The sequence below is a fragment of the Cetobacterium sp. NK01 genome (genome assembly GCF_024506395.1).
GTDB lineage: Bacteria > Fusobacteriota > Fusobacteriia > Fusobacteriales > Fusobacteriaceae > Cetobacterium_A > Cetobacterium_A somerae_A.
The window spans coordinates 109,453-125,264 of the sequence record NZ_JANIBO010000001.1; the positions used below are offsets into that span (position 1 = coordinate 109,453).

The window sequence follows — 15,812 nt, forward strand, 5'->3', positions numbered from 1 at the left end:
TATGAAGGAGATAACAGGAGCTAAAATAGTTTTAGAAACACTTAAATATTTAGGAGTTAAGGATATCTTTGGTTATCCAGGGGGAGCAGTAATTCCTATATATGATGCACTATACGACTTTAAAGATATAAGACATTATATGGCAAGACATGAGCAAGGTGCTGTTCATAGTGCAGATGGTTATGCAAGAACTAAGATGGTTCCTGGAGTTTGTTTGGCTACATCTGGCCCAGGGGCGACAAATCTAGTTACAGGCATAATGACAGCTCATATGGATTCAGTTCCTATGTTAGTTATAACAGGTCAAGTTAGTACCTCTTTTTTAGGAAAGGATTCATTTCAAGAAAGTGATATTATTGGTATAACATCTCCAATAACTAAAAATAACTATTTAGTTAGAGATATTAATGAATTGCCTGAGATACTAAAGGAGGCCTATAGTTTAGCAAGTCATGGAAGACCTGGACCAGTATTGGTAGATATTCCTAAAAATATTCAAGAACAAAAATTAGATTATATAGTTTTTCAAGAACTTTTAAAAAAAGAGATAAAAGAGATAAAAAAATTCAAACCTCTATATGAAGAAAAGGATATTTTAGAGGTTGAGAAGTATTTGAATAGTTCTGAAAAACCTGTACTTGTAGTTGGAGGGGGAGTATTAAATGGAGATTGTGTTGAAGAGATAAAGCTTCTTTCTAAGAGATTAAAGCTTCCAGTAGTTTCCACACTTATGGGACTTGGAATTTTTAATAAAAAAGATAAGGGTTATTTAGGTATGATTGGTATGCATGGTCTTTTAGAAGCCAATAGAGCAGTTGATGAAGCAGATCTTCTAATATGTGTTGGAATGCGATTTGACGACAGAATTGTAGGAGATAAAAATAGATTTTCTCCTAATTCAAAAAAAATTCATATAGAGATAGACAGAGCTGAAGTAAATAAAAATATCGTTGTAGATCTACCTATTGTAGGTAATGCAAAAGATGTTTTAAAAAATATTTTATCACTGGATTTAAAAAATAGCTTTGAATTTTGGAGAGATTCATTTAAAAGAACTAAAAGCACTGAAGAAAAAAGTTTAAATCAAATTGCAGCTCTAAATGTTTTAAATGAAATTCTAGACGATGACTATATAGTTGTAACTGATGTTGGGCAGCACCAAATGTTTACAGCTCAACATTTAGATATAAAAAAACCATTTCAATTTTGTACTTCAGGAGGAGCTGGAACTATGGGTTATGGGCTTCCAGCTGCTATAGGAGCACAAGTGGCAAATCCTAATAAGAAAGTTATAGTTATTGTGGGAGATGGTGGGTTTCAAATGAATCAACAAGAACTGATTCTACTAGCTCAATACAATCTACCTGTGAAAATATTGATTTTTAATAATGGAGCTTTGGGAATGGTTAAACAGTGGCAGGAACTTTTTAATAATAAAAGATATTCAAGTGTAATTTTAGATATAAATCCAGATTTTGTAAAATTAGGAAATGCTCACTTTGTAGAGGGTGAAAAAATAGATAACTTACAAAATTTAAATAGATTAAAGGAGATTTTAGAAAATGATAAACCATATCTGTTAGATATTCAGATGTCATTTGAACATAATGTATATCCTATAATACCAGCTGGAAAATCTTATGAACATACTATTGGAGGTGTATAGAAAGTGGAAGCTAAGAGAATACTTTTAGTTATGAAAAATAAACCAGGAGTTTTAAATAAAATATCTGGGTTATTTCAAAAAAGAGGTATAAATATAGAAAATATAACAGCTGGAGAGGGACATCCAGAAGATACAGTAAGAATGACTATAACTGGATTTTGGGATGATTACACTTTAAATCAAGTTATAGTACAAGCTGAAAAACTATTTGATGTGGAGTTTATAAAGTCATTTTCCAAAGAAAGTGTTTTAAGAGAACTTGTTTTAGTAAAAGTTAAAGTAGATTCTAAAAGCAGGCAAGAGCTTCTTCAAATTTTAGATATATATAGAGGTTCTGTTGTAGATGTGGGTCTTGAGAGTTTAATAATTGAGATAACAGGAGATATTGGAAAAATAGATGGTTTTTTAAAATTAGTTAGAAATTTTAATATTTTGGAGATTGCAAGAACAGGGGTTTCAGCAATGACTAGAGGCTTAGAAGTTTAAAAAATAAAAATAGAGATTAGAGGAGGAGTTGTTATGAGTTTACAAGGAAAAAAGGTTGTTGTATTTGGATATGGGTCTCAAGGGCATGCACATGCTTTAAATTTAAAAGATTGTGGTTACAATGTAAGTGTGGCGTTAAGAGAGGATAGTAAAAGTTGGGATAAAGCAGAAAAGGATGGATTTGAAGTTTTAAATTTAAAAGATGGTGCTAAAGTTGCGGATGTAGCAATGCTTTTAGTTCCAGATGAAAATCAACCAGCTCTTTACAATGAATATTTAAAGAAAAATTTAAAAGATGGTGCCTTTTTAGGTTTTGCTCATGGATTTAATATTCATTACTCTCAAGTAGCACCAAGAAAAGATTTAAATGTCTTTATGGTAGCTCCAAAATCACCAGGCCATAAAGTAAGAGAGAAATTTTTAGAAAAAGAGGGAGTTCCAGCTCTTATCTCAGTATACCAAGATCCATCAAATGAAACACTTCAATTAGCTAAAGATTGGGCTAAGGGCGTTTGTTTAAATTTAGGAGTTCTAGAAACTACTTTTAAAGATGAAACAGAAACAGATCTATTTGGAGAGCAAGCTGTTTTATGTGGAGGATTAGTAGAACTTATGAAAGCGGGTTACGAAACGCTTTTAAAAGCAGGGTATGATGAAAAGTTAGCGTATTTTGAATGTGTTCATGAGATGAAATTAATTGTCGATTTAATCTATTCCAAGGGATTTGCAGCTATGAGGGAGTCAATCTCAAATACTGCTGAGTATGGAGACTATACAACTGGAAAAAAGATTATAACAAAAGAGAGTAGAGAGAATATGAAAGAAGTTTTAGAAGATATTCAAAATGGAAAATTTGCTAAAGATTTTATTTTAGAAGGTCAAGCAGGATATCCAATTTTAAAAACTATGAGAAATAGATGTAGAGAGGAAAAAATTGAAATTGTTGGAAACGAGCTAAGAGAGATGATGTTTAAAAATAGATAAAAAATATAAAAATAATCACAGGACTAATTCTGTGATTTTTTATTATTTACAAAATAAAGACCTATAATCATATGATTAAAAAAAGAAGGAAAACCATTTTTAAAGAGTAGACTATATATAATATTTATTCAAAGGAGGTTTTACATGGAAAATTATAATAATGGCGGCTGTACTAAACAAATTGATGAAAAAACAAAAATTTTAGAAAAAGCTATAACTAAAGAAAATACCATATTCTATACAACATTTTTAATTATTTTTGTCATTTTATCAATAATTGGTTGGGATAAAATTACTTTTGAAAAAGTAACTACAGAGCTTCTTGATTCTATAATTACAAACTTTGGATTTCTATATTTAATCATTGTACTTTTAATAGCACTAGTTTGTTTATTTCTATGCTGTAGTAGCTATGGAAATATTAAACTTGGAAAAGATAATTCTAAGCCTGAATACTCAAATCTTTCTTGGTTTTCAATGCTATTTTCTGCAGGAATGGGAGTTGGATTGGTATTCTTTGGAGTAGCTGAACCGATGACTCACTATGTATATCCAGTTGGTGGAATGGAGGGTGGAACTAAAGAAGCCATAGATTTTGCATTTAAAACATCATTTTTTCACTGGGGTATTCATCCATGGGCAATATATAGTTTTTTAGCTTTAGCCATGGCATACTTCCAATTTAGAAAAGGAGAAAAAGGACTTGTAAGTTCTCTTTTTTCACCTATTTTAAAAGGGAGATTTTATGAAAAAAAAGTTAAAAATATAATAGATATAATCGCAATTTTAGCTACAATTACTGGAGTTGCAACAACTTTAGGATTAGGAGCATTGCAGATAAATAGTGGATTAAACTATCTTTTTAATATACCAAATAGTATACTCAGTCAAATAGTTATAATAACTGTTGTAACTATCATTTTTATAGCATCAGCTTTAGGTTCACTAGATAAAGGAATAAAAATATTGTCTAATATAAATGTTTTAATCTCTGTTGTACTACTGTTGATGGTTATTATCCTAGGTCCTACAATATCTATATTCAATGTTTTTTCTGAAAACTTAGGAAACTACTTAAATAATTTTTTAAAAATTAGTTTAAAAACAAATAGTTTTGGTGATAATAAATGGATGTCAGCATGGACAATATTTTATTGGTCTAATTGGGTTGCATGGACACCTTTTGTTGGAACTTTCATAGCTAGAATATCAAAAGGAAGAACTATAAGAGAGTTTGTAATTGGAGTAGTTATAATTCCATCTGTTGTTTCTTTTATTTGGTTCTCAGCTTTTGGAACTTTAGGAGTAACTTTAGGAAAAGAGTTTGCAACAGTAGCTGTAGAAAATACAGAGACAGCATTATTTTTAGTTTTTGGTCAATATAAATTTGGAGCTTTAATGAGTGGAATAGCCATATTGTTGTTAGGATCATTTTTTATAACTTCAGCAGATTCTGCTACATATGTTTTAGGGATGATGAGTTCTGATGGGGACTTGAATCCTCCAAGTTACAAAAAGTTAATATGGGGAGTTACGCAATCACTTTTAGCCATAGCTCTAATATTTGCAGGTGGACTAAACATGCTTAAGACGGCTTCTATTATAATTGCTTTTCCACTACTAATACTATTTCCAATAATGATATTTACAATGTTTTACTCTTTAAAAAGAGATATGTATATTAAAAAACAAATAGCTTTAAGAAATGAACTTAGAAAAATGTCTTTAGAGGAGATTAGTGATCTTTCAGATGCAATTAAGGGTTTAAAGAAATGAATTAAAAACAGCAGATAATTTCTGCTGTTTTTTTATATCTATTACTTTCTAATCTCTTTTGGAAAGTTTGTTATAACTCTAGTTACACCCATATCTTTTAACAGATTAAAATCTTTTGTAGTGTTAACTGTCCAAACATTAATATCAATGCCCTTGGAATTTAAATAGTCTACGTCTTTTTTATTTAAAAAACTTTTTCCAGGATGATATGCATCTATTTTAAAACCTAAATTTTCAATATACAAATCTAGATTTACAAGAGCACATTCTAAAAGAATTCCAACTTTAATAGAGTTATCTAACTCTTTTAAATTTTTTAAAAGGTTATGACTAAAAGATGAAACAATTATATTTTTTGTGGGATATTTCTTTATAATATCCAAAACTTTTTTTTCAGTTCCTCTTTCAATAGAGTGTTCCTCTTTTAATTCAATATTTATAAGTTTATCATCTGGAATGATATTTAAAGTCTCTTCTAAAGTTGGGATTTTTTCTCCTTTAAAATTGTCATTAAACCAACTTCCAACATCTAACTTTTTTAACTCTTCTAAAGTATGATCTCTTAAATATCCATTACCGTTACTTGTTCTTTCTAAAGTCCAATCATGAAATACAACAATTTCACCATCTTTAGTTTGTTGAACATCAAACTCGAAACCATCACATCCGTCAACTAAAGCTTTTTTAAATGCTGCAATTGTATTTTCTGGAGCTGTACCTGAAGCTCCTCTATGTGCTAAAATTTCCATCTTTCCTCCTTGAACCTTTTCTATAAAATTAAATTTCTTTACAAAATTTATAAATCACTTTTTTTAATAGATATAAATGTGTCATAGTACGCAACTTGACCTCCTATGTCAGAGGAAAAACTATTTGTTAAAAAGTTTGGATTTCCTTGTTTTTTACTCCACTGCATAAATATGTATGCTTCATCTTTTTTTAAATTTTTATCTATTTTAACTTCAGACTCTATACTGCCATTTGGAGAAGAAACAGTAACTATATCCCCCTCCTTAAGACTTCCTAAATTTTCTTTAGAAATATATATTTTAGAGATATCGTTAACATCTCCAACATGCTGATTGAATAAAGAATTTTTACAGTGAGGAGTCACAAGTCTAATTGGAAACTCTTTAGTTCCTTTAGTTGCTTTTATAAAAATAGGCATAGATTCAGCTCCATCTTTTAAAGCAGTTTCACTATAAATTTCTATTTTACCTGATGGAGTTTTAAACTTTTTATCTTTCCAAGCTATATATCCTTTTTGTATATTGATATCCTCTTTCTTTAGATCTTCAATTGTTATATTTAAAGGCTCTAAGACCCTATTTAAATACTCAGCTTTAGAAACTTGAGGATACTCTTTTAAATTTAAAATTTTAGCTAACTCTTTAAAAAACTCAAACTCATCTATTCTATAATCTAAAGGATCTACAACTTTTTCATTATACATTAAAGATGGCATAAGCATAGATGAGTATATAATATCTTCACTTTCAAGAGTATTTGTAACAGGAATAATAAGATCGCTACTTTTAGCAGTATCAGTTAAAAACATATCAAAACAAACTTTAAAAGGAATAGAGTTGTAAGCCTCTAAAGTTTTATTTAAATTTGGAAGTTGATTTAACGGATTTGCTTTGCTAATAAAAATAGCTTGAATATCATTTTCTTTTACAAAATTACTAAAATTAGTAATTGGAAACTCTCGAGAGTTTTTAGCAAAACTTGAGCTATTATAAGGATCTCTATTTAAAATATCAGGATAAATTTTGCTTGAATAGAAAACTCCAGCACCGTTTTTTCCAATGTTTCCTGTTATACTCATTAAAGCATCAATAGCTCGCACACTATTTCCACCATTTACATATCTTTGTAATCCATATCCTATAAAGGTCATAATATTTCCAAGAGATATATAGTTATAAAATTCAGTTAATTCATCAAAGCTAACTCCACAATCATCTAAAAGTTCAGTTAAATTAAGAGTCTTGATATATTCTTCAAATTTATGGAATCCGATAATATTATTTTGAGAAAACCCACGATCAATAAGATTTTTTTCAAAGGCTAATTTACAAAGAGCTAAAGCTAACGCTCCATCACTTCCACCTTTTACATTGATATGAAGATCACTTATACTAGAAGTTTCATTTTCTCTAAAATCTATAGTTATAATTTTTATTCCCAACTTTTTCATCTCAAGTAATTTTTTATATAGATGTACAGATGTAATCGCAGGATTTCTTGACCAAAGTATAATAACATTAGAATTTTTCATATCATCTAAATCGCTAGTTTTTCTTCCACCAAAATCATAGTCATGGGCAGCACATCCAGCAGACCAACAAGTTCCACCGCTTGCAGTTGAAATTCCGCCTAAAAAATTAAAAAATATATCATGAATTCCTTTTAAAAGTCCCCCAGCTCCAGACTCGCTATAATGAATAATTGAATTTGTAGAACTAGTTTCTTTGATAGTTTTTAATCTATCTTTTATAAGAATTAAGGCTTCTTCAAATGTGATCTCTTTAAATCCCTCTCCTACTTTTAAAAGAGGATTTAAAATTCTATTTTCATCATAAAGACGATTTAAATGCTTTAAACCTTTAGAACATAAAAAACCATCAGTTAAATTATTTTCTTTGCTTCCCTCTAATTTTATAACTTTATTATCTTTTTTATATACATTAATTTTACATACATCAAAGCAATCAAGAGAACAGCTATTCTTAAATATTTCCACTAAAAACCCTCCTAAAAAATAAATTAATTATATCATATTTTTAAAAAAAATGTTATGATGAAAGGATGAGAAAAAATTAAGGAGGAACATGTGAAACAACAGGAATTAACACTACACAATGGTGACATTAAAAAACTACTTATAAAATATTCTATTCCTGCAATAATTAGTATGCTAGTAAGTGCCCTATATAATGTGGTTGATAGAATTTTTATAGGAAATATGGAGGAAGTTGGAGCTTTAGCAATTACAGGAGTAGGAATAACAATGCCTATTGTTACAATTGTTTTAGCCTTTTCAATGTTAATTGGAATAGGAGCAACTGCAAATATCTCAATAAAGCTTGGAGAGCAAAAAAGAGATAGCGCTGAAAAAATAATGGGAAATATAATTACCCTATCTTTAATTTTAGGATTAGTTATAACGGTTTTAGGAACAATTTATAGAGATCCTATTTTAAAAGCTTTTGGAGCAAGTGAAAGTACATTAAAATATGCAAAAGAGTATATAACAATTATTTTATATGGAACAGTTTTTAATATAATGGGATACGCATTAAATAGTACAATTAGAGCTGATGGTAATCCTAAAATTTGTTCAGGAATAATGGTATTTAGTTGTTTTGTTAATATCATTTTAGATCCTATATTTATATTTACATTTAATTTAGGAATTCAAGGTGCAGCTTATGCAACTGTTCTTTCTCAAGTTATGACTGCCTTACTGTCATATTTATACTATATGAGTAAGAGATCTGATTTAAAAATAAAAAGAAAGAATTTAATGTTAAATAAAGATATTGTAAAATTGATATTTGCAATAGGAATATCACCATTTACAATGCAGCTAGCTACAAGTATGGTGCAAATTGTAAATAATAACGCTTTGAAAACTCATGGTGGAGACTTGGCTATTGGAGCTATGGCTACAGTTAATGCAATAGCATTACTTTTCTTTATGCCTGTGTTTGGAATATCTCAAGGAGCACAACCTATTATAGGTTATAACTTTGGAGCTAAACAATATGGAAGAATGGAAGAAGCGTATAAAATAGCAACTTGGGCAGGAGTAGCAATATTTGCAGTAGCGCTATTTTTAGTAGAGGTTTTCCCAGGAACAATAATTGGACTATTTAATAAAAATCCAGATATAATGGCAATCTCTATTCATGGAATTAGAATCTATTTAATGGCAATGCCTGCAATAGCTTTAGGAATGGCAGGAAGTAATTACTTCTTAGCAATTGGTGAAGGAAAAGCTGCAATGTTTTTAAGTTTATTAAGACAAGTTATACTTTTAATTCCATTGATTACAATATTTTCAAAGAGCTATGGTCTAACAGGTGTTTGGTTAGCGCAACCTATATGTGATATAATAGCTGCTATTGTAACTGTTATCATGGTTGGAAAAAATCTAAATAAATATAATAACTCACAATTTTCATTGTTTAAAATTAGAATTTATGAATAAGAAATAAAATAAAAAAACTTAAAGGGACCTATTTTTCTGTAAAAAGAAAAATAGGTCCTTTTTTAAGAACCTATTTTTCAACACACACACACACTTTATTATACATTATAAGGAAACAATGTACTGGTTGTAGTATATATCAGATTAATAACTTTAACAAATATAATAATTATATGATATGGATATATGAAAAATAATATAGTTATTTAAAAAAGGAAAAATATTTAAATATAAGTATAATACATTAAATTCATTACAAAAGAGGGGTTATATGAAAGAGGAAAATAATGTTGTAAAAAAAATTATTATGGGATTAATTTTGATTTTAATTTTAGTTTTAGGTTTTATAGTGTTTCCATGGAATATTTAATGGGATAATCTAAAAAATAAATTATAAAACTATTGACAAAAATCAGAAAATATAATATTTAATAAGTGAGAGGAAAAAACCTCTCTTATAAATTTAAAGGAGAATGAAATGGCTAACGGGAGAATGAACTTTGATCAATTTGAGGATGATGAAATGAATTACATTCCAAGAGAATTCACAAAAGGAGGAAGTAAAGAGGATAGTAAAAAGAAAATTCCAAAAATGAAGAAAGAATTTAAGGAAAAAACTAAAACTAAAGTGGTGAATGACAAGAAAAAGCTATATGAATTTATAAGTGAATAAAACAAAATTATAGATTATAACAGCTGGCAAAGCCAGCTTTTTTATATTAAAAAAGGAGGATGAAATTATGTATAGTTCAGTTGAGATTTCAACAAAAAATAGTTTTCTAAGAAAAGTTTTTATGCAGATGTTTTTAGGGCTTTTAATCACAGGGGGTGTTTCTTGGTATGTTGTTCAAAGTCAACCACTGATATCTTTTGTTGCTAACTATATGACTTTCATAATAGTAGCAGAATTATTATTAGTTCTTGGTTTAAACTTTGGAATAAATAAAATAAGTAGTGGTACAGCTAAGCTTCTTTTTGTGGCTTATTCTGCAATGAACGGTCTTGTATTATCTGTTGTTATGTTGATATATAGTCCTTACTCAATACTTTATGTGTTAGGGGTCACATCTTTAATATTTGTAGGAATGACAATTTATGGATTAAAAACTAAAGAGGATCTATCATCATATGATGGTTTCTTCAAAGGTGGACTTATAACTTTAGTTATTGTCTCTCTCCTAAACTTATTTTTAAAAATATCAATTCTTGGTTGGTTTATATCAGTATGTGCAGTAGTTTTATTCACAGCATTAATAGCTTATGATATAAATAGAATTGTAAAGATATTCCAAGATAACAATTTAACAGAGGAAGACTATAATAAATTTTCAACAATTGGAGCTTTAATGCTTTACCTTGACTTTGTTAACCTGTTCCTAAATCTATTAAGATTATTTGGTAGAAGAAACAATTAATTGTAACAAATAAAAAATGGACTAAAAATAGTCCATTTTTTAATTTTCAATCCAATTTGTTTCTGCTATTATCTCTTGAATAAGATCATGCCCCATATTTGGGTGGATAGTCTCTTCGTGAGATATTGTAACAATTGACATCGCCATAGCGAACTTAACAGTTTCCTTTATAGGAAGATCATTCATATAACCAAATCCTAGTCCTGCAACAAAAGAATCTCCTGCTCCAGTAACATTTCTAACTGTAACTCCAGTAGCTTTTAATGTTCCGCTCTCTTTACCATTAGTATAGTAAATTCCATCGGCATCTAAACTTATAAATACATTTTTTATTCCTAAAGATAAGAAATGATTTCCAACTTTTTCTAAATCCTCTCTAGTGTTGATTTTAATACCAGATAAAACCTCTGCTTCAACTCTATTTGGCTTTATTGTGTGGAAATGCTTTATAAGATGTTTTACTTTATCAGCTTTTGTAGAAGATATAGGATCTAATATAAAGTTTGTTTTTCCTTCGAACTTAGTTAATAGGTACTCTAAGTTAATAGGATCATCAGCATCTAAGAATGTAAATGCAGCATTCTCTATCATAGGTGCTTTTGAGTCTATAAAATCAGTTGTCATAGCACTTATACTATCTAGGTCTGCTACTGCTGAAACCATTTCTCCACTCTCATCTAAAACAGCCATGTAAGTTGGTGTACTTCTTCCTTCTAAAACTAAAGAGTTTCTCATATCATATCCAATTTTTAAAGAGTGAGTCAACATTGAACGTCCAATCTCGTCATCTCCTATAATAGATATAAATTTAGTTTTAACTCCAACTCTAGCCATATTTTCAGCTATGTTTCTTGAAACTCCTCCAAAAGAGATCTTTATCTTTCCTGGAATAGAATCGCAGGCCTTATATGATGAATTACAAAAACCAAACATATCGACAACAGAAGCTCCAAAAACTAGTATATACTTTTGTCCGCTTAGACAATCTTGCATTACAATTTCCTCCTAAACATTAAAAAAATAAATAAATATATTTTAACAGATTTTTTACAAAAGTCAAAGATTAAAATTGAACAATTAAAGTTATCTTTATTTATTTCTTTTTTTATGAATAAATGTTATAATAAACAATTGAAGAAAAAGTATAGATTAAAGGAGAATATGTGAATAATTTTAATGTTTTAAATGTTAATAAAAATATAATAGAACTATTGAGTAAAAAGGGTATAAAAGAACCTACTGACATACAAAAAGAAGCTATCCCAGCAGCTTTAAATGGAAAAGATATAATAGCCCAAGCTGCTACAGGAAGTGGTAAAACTTTAGCCTTTATAATTCCTATTATACAAAATTTGAACAGTAATGTAAAAACTCCTCAAAGTTTAATTGTAACTCCAACTAGAGAGTTAGCAATACAAATAGCTGAAGAGTGTGATAAAATTAATTTTGACAATAAAAAAATAATGCTTGCATATGGTGGAAGAGAGATTGCAGGACAAATAGAAAGTTTAAAATCTGGAGTTGATGTTGTTATAGGAACTCCTGGAAGATTAGTAGATTTAATAGAAAGAAAAGCCATTGATCTATCAAAGATCAAAACTTTAGTTTTAGATGAGGTAGACCAAATTTTAATGATGGGATTTAGAAATGAGATTGATAAAATTATAGAAGTTTGCAGTAGAAAAAGGCAAACGCTTTGTTTCTCTGCAACAATAGATTCAACAGTAAAAAAAGTAGCCTATAGAATAACTAAAGAGCCTTTAAATATTGTTATTGAAAGTAAAGAAAATAAATTAGCTAATATAAATCAACATCTTATTAAAACATCAGATAGAAGAAAGTTAGACACTCTTTGTTCTTTATTAAATGATACAAATCCATTTATGGGAATTATCTTCTGTAGAACTAAGGTTAGAGTTGATAGTTTAGAGGAAGAGCTATCAGCTAGAGGATATTCTTGTCAAAAATTACACAGTGATATTCCTCAAGCAAAAAGAGAGAAAATAATGAAAGCCTTTAAAGATGTTGAGTTCCAATTTTTAGTTGCAACAGATGTTGCAGCAAGAGGGGTAGATATAACAGGAGTTACACATATATTTAACTATGATATAACAGAGGATGTTGAAAGTTATATCCATAGAATAGGTAGAACTGGTAGAGCTGGAGAAAAAGGAGAATCTTATCTTTTTGTTACAGAAAGAAATGAAGATATGTTAAAAGATATAGAGAACACAATTGGTTTTACTATTCCTGAAATTGAAATAGAATTTGCTCAAGGTGTTATGTCAACACTAGAACTACCTAAAAAGAAGTATAATAAGAAAATAAACGCAAGAACAAAAAATATAGAAGAGCAAAAAAAGCGTTATAGAAGATAGAAAAGAAACAAAAAGAAGGGGGATGCACATAAAATGGAAAGAATTCAAAAACAGATGGCATTTTTATTTGAAATTGATAAAGTTAAAGATATCTTTAGACAATCACTTATTGTAAATGGAAAAAGAGAGGAAAATGATGCAGAACATAGTTGGCACATGGCTCTAGTTGCTTTAACAATAAAAGAGTATTTTCAAGGAGAAGTAGATCTAGAGAAGTCTTTAAAGATGATACTAATACATGATTTAGTTGAAATTTATGCAGGAGATACCCCAGCTTTTGGAGAGGTTAGACCTGATAAGAAAGAGGAGGAGATAAAAGCTGCTGTAAAACTTTTCTCTCTCCTACCAGACGATCAAAAAGATGAGTTTTTAAATCTTTGGTTAGAGTTTGAAGAGTGCCAAAGCAATGAGGCTAAATTTGCTAATGTGTGTGATAGATACCAAGGGTTTATGCAAAATTTAACTTCAGATGGTCATACTTGGAAAAAATTTAATGCTCCTATGGAAAGAGTTTTAAAAAGAGCAGAAGTTATAAAAATATACGTTCCTGAACTGTATGAAAAAGTTATGCTACCTGAATTTTTAAAGTATCAGGAGAGAGGAATAATTAAGTAAAAAAACACCAATAGAGTGTTGATTTTTCTCTATTCATATGCTATTATAAAAAGTATCAATTAATGGGTAAGGTAGAGTGACCGAGTGGCTAAGGAGCACGCCTGGAACGCGTGTAGAGCGTAAGCTTCGTGGGTTCAAGTCCCACCTCTATCGCCAATTTTGAATAAAAAATTAAAAAAAATCTTCATAAAGTATTGACATTTAAGGGTTTACTGAGTATAATCGGTTTAAAGATACCATAAATAAAGGGTTTTCAAGTTTTTGGTTTCTTGTATACTATATTTTATAATAGTTCAAGGAGGGTAACAATGACTAAAAAAGAGTTTATCGATTTATTTGCAAAAACAGGTGAATACACTAAAAAAGATGCAGAGAAGGCAGTTAAGTTATTTTTAGATTTAGTTGAACAAAAGCTAGTTGAAGGTGAACCAGTATCATTTATAGGTTGGGGAAAGTTCGAAGTAGTTACTAGAGCAGCCAGACACGTAAGAAACCCACAAACAGGTAAGAAAATGAAGTTAAAAGAGAAAAAAGTTGTTAAATTTAGAGTTGGAAAAACTTTAGAGGAAAAAATAGTATAGTTACAAAATGCTTCGAATACAATTCTTTTGAAGAATATCATTCGGAGCTTTTTTATTTAAAAAGAGGTGTAAAGTGAAAGTCATTATAAACAACATCAATGTCTCTATTGAAAAAGATCAAAACCTTGAACTAGAAAAAGAGATAATTAAAAGAGGAATAAAAGCTGATAATATAGAAAAAATTGAATATTCAAAAAGATCAATAGATAGTAGAAAAAAAACAGATATAAAGTTTGTTTACAATATAGAAGTTACATTAAAAAAAGATGTAGATGTTTCATCGTTAACTAATGTAAATTTAGCAAAAGAGATAGAAGAACCTACTTATAAAGCAAAAGATGGAATAGAAAGAGTTGCTGTAATAGGTGCTGGACCAGCTGGACTTTTTGCAGCTCTTAGACTTTGTGAACTTGGAATAAAACCCATAGTTTATGAACGTGGAGAAAAAGTTGACGATAGAGATAAAACTATTAATGAATTTATAAAGTTTAGTATGCTTAATCCTAATTCCAATATCCAATTTGGAGAGGGAGGAGCTGGAACATATTCAGATGGTAAACTAAACACAAGAGTTAAAAGTGGATATATGAATAAAATATTTTTAGAGTTAGTTGCCAATGGTGCCCAAGAGCAGATTCTTTGGGATTATAAACCGCATGTTGGAACTGATGTTTTAAAAGTAGTTGTTAAAAACTTAAGAGAAAAGATTATAGAGTTAGGTGGAGAGTTTTATTTTAATACTCTTATAAAAGATGTAGTTATTTTAAATGGAAAAGTCATGGGAATTAAAATCCAAAATGTGAAATCACCTATTGAGGTTGAAGAAACTATTTTATATGATCATGTGATTTTAGCTATTGGACACTCTTCTAGAGATACTTATAGAATGCTTCATAAAAATGGTGTATTCATGGAAAATAAACCTTTTGCTATTGGAGCTAGAATAGAGCATCCAAGAGTGGATATTGATTCTATGCAATATGGGAAAATGGCAGACCACCCAAATTTAGAAGCTGCAACGTACAGTTTAACTTATAATAATAGAGATGAAGAAAGAGGGATATTCTCTTTCTGTATGTGTCCAGGTGGAGTTATTGTAAATGCTGCCTCACAAGAGGGAGGAACCTTAGTTAATGGAATGAGTTATTCTCAAAGAGATGGTAGATTCTCAAACTCTGCTTTAGTTGTTGGAGTTAAAGCCAATGAATTTGGAGATGAGCTTTTCTCTGGAATGGAATACCAAGATCAACTTGAAAAGAAAACTTATGATATAATTGGAAATTATGGAGCACTATATCAAAATACTCTGGATTTCTTAAAGGGTAAAACTACTAATAGAAAAATCGAATCTAGCTATGAGATGGAATTAAAAAGTTATGATTTAAATAACCTTTTCCCAGAAGTAATATCTAAAAATATGAAAATGGCTATGGGATATTGGGAAAAAACTCAAAGAAACTTTATAAGTGCTCATGCTAATTTAATTGGTCCTGAGACTAGAACTTCCGCTCCTGTAAAAGTTACAAGAAATGAGTTTGGAGAATCTATAAATACAAAAGGTCTTTATCCAATAGGAGAGGGAGCTGGATATGCAGGTGGAATCATAAGTGCTGCTATAGATGGATTTAAAATAGTGGATTTAGCTTTTACAACTGTAGAATAAAAAGATTATATATTGTAATCTTTACTCAAAAG

14 protein-coding genes and 1 tRNA gene are annotated in these 15,812 nt (G+C 29.4%); 12 read left to right on the top strand and 3 right to left on the bottom strand.

Annotation, left to right across the window (positions count from 1 at the left end; genetic code table 11):
* Position 1 precedes the first annotated feature (1 nt).
* The 4 genes from ilvB (at position 2) to NON08_RS00550 (ending at position 4,912) form a co-directional block, all read left to right on the top strand.
* Positions 2 to 1,666 (top strand): biosynthetic-type acetolactate synthase large subunit, encoded by a 1,665-nt coding sequence (gene ilvB, locus NON08_RS00535; RefSeq protein WP_256689590.1) that lies wholly within the window; start codon positions 2 to 4, stop codon positions 1,664 to 1,666.
* Between the two features lie 3 nt (positions 1,667 to 1,669).
* The gene (ilvN, locus tag NON08_RS00540; protein WP_256689591.1) at positions 1,670 to 2,152 is read left to right on the top strand and encodes an acetolactate synthase small subunit; all 483 of its coding nucleotides are present in this window, start codon (positions 1,670 to 1,672) and stop codon (positions 2,150 to 2,152) included.
* A 33-nt stretch (positions 2,153 to 2,185) separates the two neighbouring features.
* Positions 2,186 to 3,136 (top strand): ketol-acid reductoisomerase, encoded by a 951-nt coding sequence (gene ilvC / locus NON08_RS00545; RefSeq protein ID WP_256689592.1) that lies wholly within the window; start codon positions 2,186 to 2,188, stop codon positions 3,134 to 3,136.
* A gap of 144 nt (positions 3,137 to 3,280) precedes the next feature.
* The gene (locus NON08_RS00550; RefSeq protein WP_256689593.1) at positions 3,281 to 4,912 is read left to right on the top strand and encodes a BCCT family transporter; all 1,632 of its coding nucleotides are present in this window, start codon (positions 3,281 to 3,283) and stop codon (positions 4,910 to 4,912) included.
* Between the two features lie 41 nt (positions 4,913 to 4,953).
* On the opposite strand, the gene NON08_RS00555 is transcribed toward NON08_RS00550, so the two are convergent.
* Positions 4,954 to 5,661 carry a glycerophosphodiester phosphodiesterase gene (locus NON08_RS00555; RefSeq protein ID WP_256689594.1) on the bottom strand — a complete coding sequence of 236 codons (708 nt, stop codon included), beginning with the start codon at positions 5,659 to 5,661 and terminating at the stop codon, positions 4,954 to 4,956.
* A gap of 47 nt (positions 5,662 to 5,708) precedes the next feature.
* Entirely contained in the window at positions 5,709 to 7,658 is a 1,950-nt protein-coding gene (locus tag NON08_RS00560) for a molybdopterin-dependent oxidoreductase (protein ID WP_256689595.1), read from the bottom strand.
* A 90-nt stretch (positions 7,659 to 7,748) separates the two neighbouring features.
* On the opposite strand from NON08_RS00560, the gene NON08_RS00565 reads away from it, so the two are divergent.
* The 3 genes from NON08_RS00565 (at position 7,749) to NON08_RS00575 (ending at position 10,543) form a co-directional block, all read left to right on the top strand.
* Positions 7,749 to 9,128 carry an MATE family efflux transporter gene (locus tag NON08_RS00565; protein ID WP_256689596.1) on the top strand — a complete coding sequence of 460 codons (1,380 nt, stop codon included), beginning with the start codon at positions 7,749 to 7,751 and terminating at the stop codon, positions 9,126 to 9,128.
* Between the two features lie 478 nt (positions 9,129 to 9,606).
* The gene (locus NON08_RS00570; RefSeq protein ID WP_256689597.1) at positions 9,607 to 9,801 is read left to right on the top strand and encodes a hypothetical protein; all 195 of its coding nucleotides are present in this window, start codon (positions 9,607 to 9,609) and stop codon (positions 9,799 to 9,801) included.
* A gap of 67 nt (positions 9,802 to 9,868) precedes the next feature.
* Positions 9,869 to 10,543, top strand: a complete 675-nt coding sequence (locus NON08_RS00575; protein WP_256689598.1) for a Bax inhibitor-1/YccA family protein — start codon at positions 9,869 to 9,871, stop codon at positions 10,541 to 10,543.
* 39 nt (positions 10,544 to 10,582) lie between these two features.
* Here the strand turns inward: NON08_RS00575 and NON08_RS00580 are convergent, their stop codons facing one another.
* A complete protein-coding gene (locus NON08_RS00580; RefSeq protein ID WP_256689599.1) occupies positions 10,583 to 11,536 on the bottom strand; it encodes a carbohydrate kinase family protein in 954 nt (317 codons plus the stop codon).
* 170 nt (positions 11,537 to 11,706) lie between these two features.
* Between NON08_RS00580 and NON08_RS00585 the strand changes: the two genes are divergently transcribed.
* The 5 genes from NON08_RS00585 to NON08_RS00605 all read left to right on the top strand — a co-directional run bounded on the left by NON08_RS00585 (position 11,707) and on the right by NON08_RS00605 (position 15,780).
* A complete protein-coding gene (locus NON08_RS00585) occupies positions 11,707 to 12,921 on the top strand; it encodes a DEAD/DEAH box helicase (protein WP_256689600.1) in 1,215 nt (404 codons plus the stop codon).
* Positions 12,922 to 12,954: 33 nt separating this feature from the next.
* Positions 12,955 to 13,536 (top strand): HD domain-containing protein, encoded by a 582-nt coding sequence (locus NON08_RS00590; protein ID WP_256689601.1) that lies wholly within the window; start codon positions 12,955 to 12,957, stop codon positions 13,534 to 13,536.
* 70 nt (positions 13,537 to 13,606) lie between these two features.
* Positions 13,607 to 13,692, top strand: a tRNA-Ser gene (locus NON08_RS00595).
* Between the two features lie 152 nt (positions 13,693 to 13,844).
* The gene (locus NON08_RS00600; protein WP_023050698.1) at positions 13,845 to 14,117 is read left to right on the top strand and encodes an HU family DNA-binding protein; all 273 of its coding nucleotides are present in this window, start codon (positions 13,845 to 13,847) and stop codon (positions 14,115 to 14,117) included.
* 73 nt (positions 14,118 to 14,190) lie between these two features.
* Positions 14,191 to 15,780 carry an NAD(P)/FAD-dependent oxidoreductase gene (locus tag NON08_RS00605; RefSeq protein WP_256689602.1) on the top strand — a complete coding sequence of 530 codons (1,590 nt, stop codon included), beginning with the start codon at positions 14,191 to 14,193 and terminating at the stop codon, positions 15,778 to 15,780.
* Positions 15,781 to 15,812: the final 32 nt, after the last annotated feature.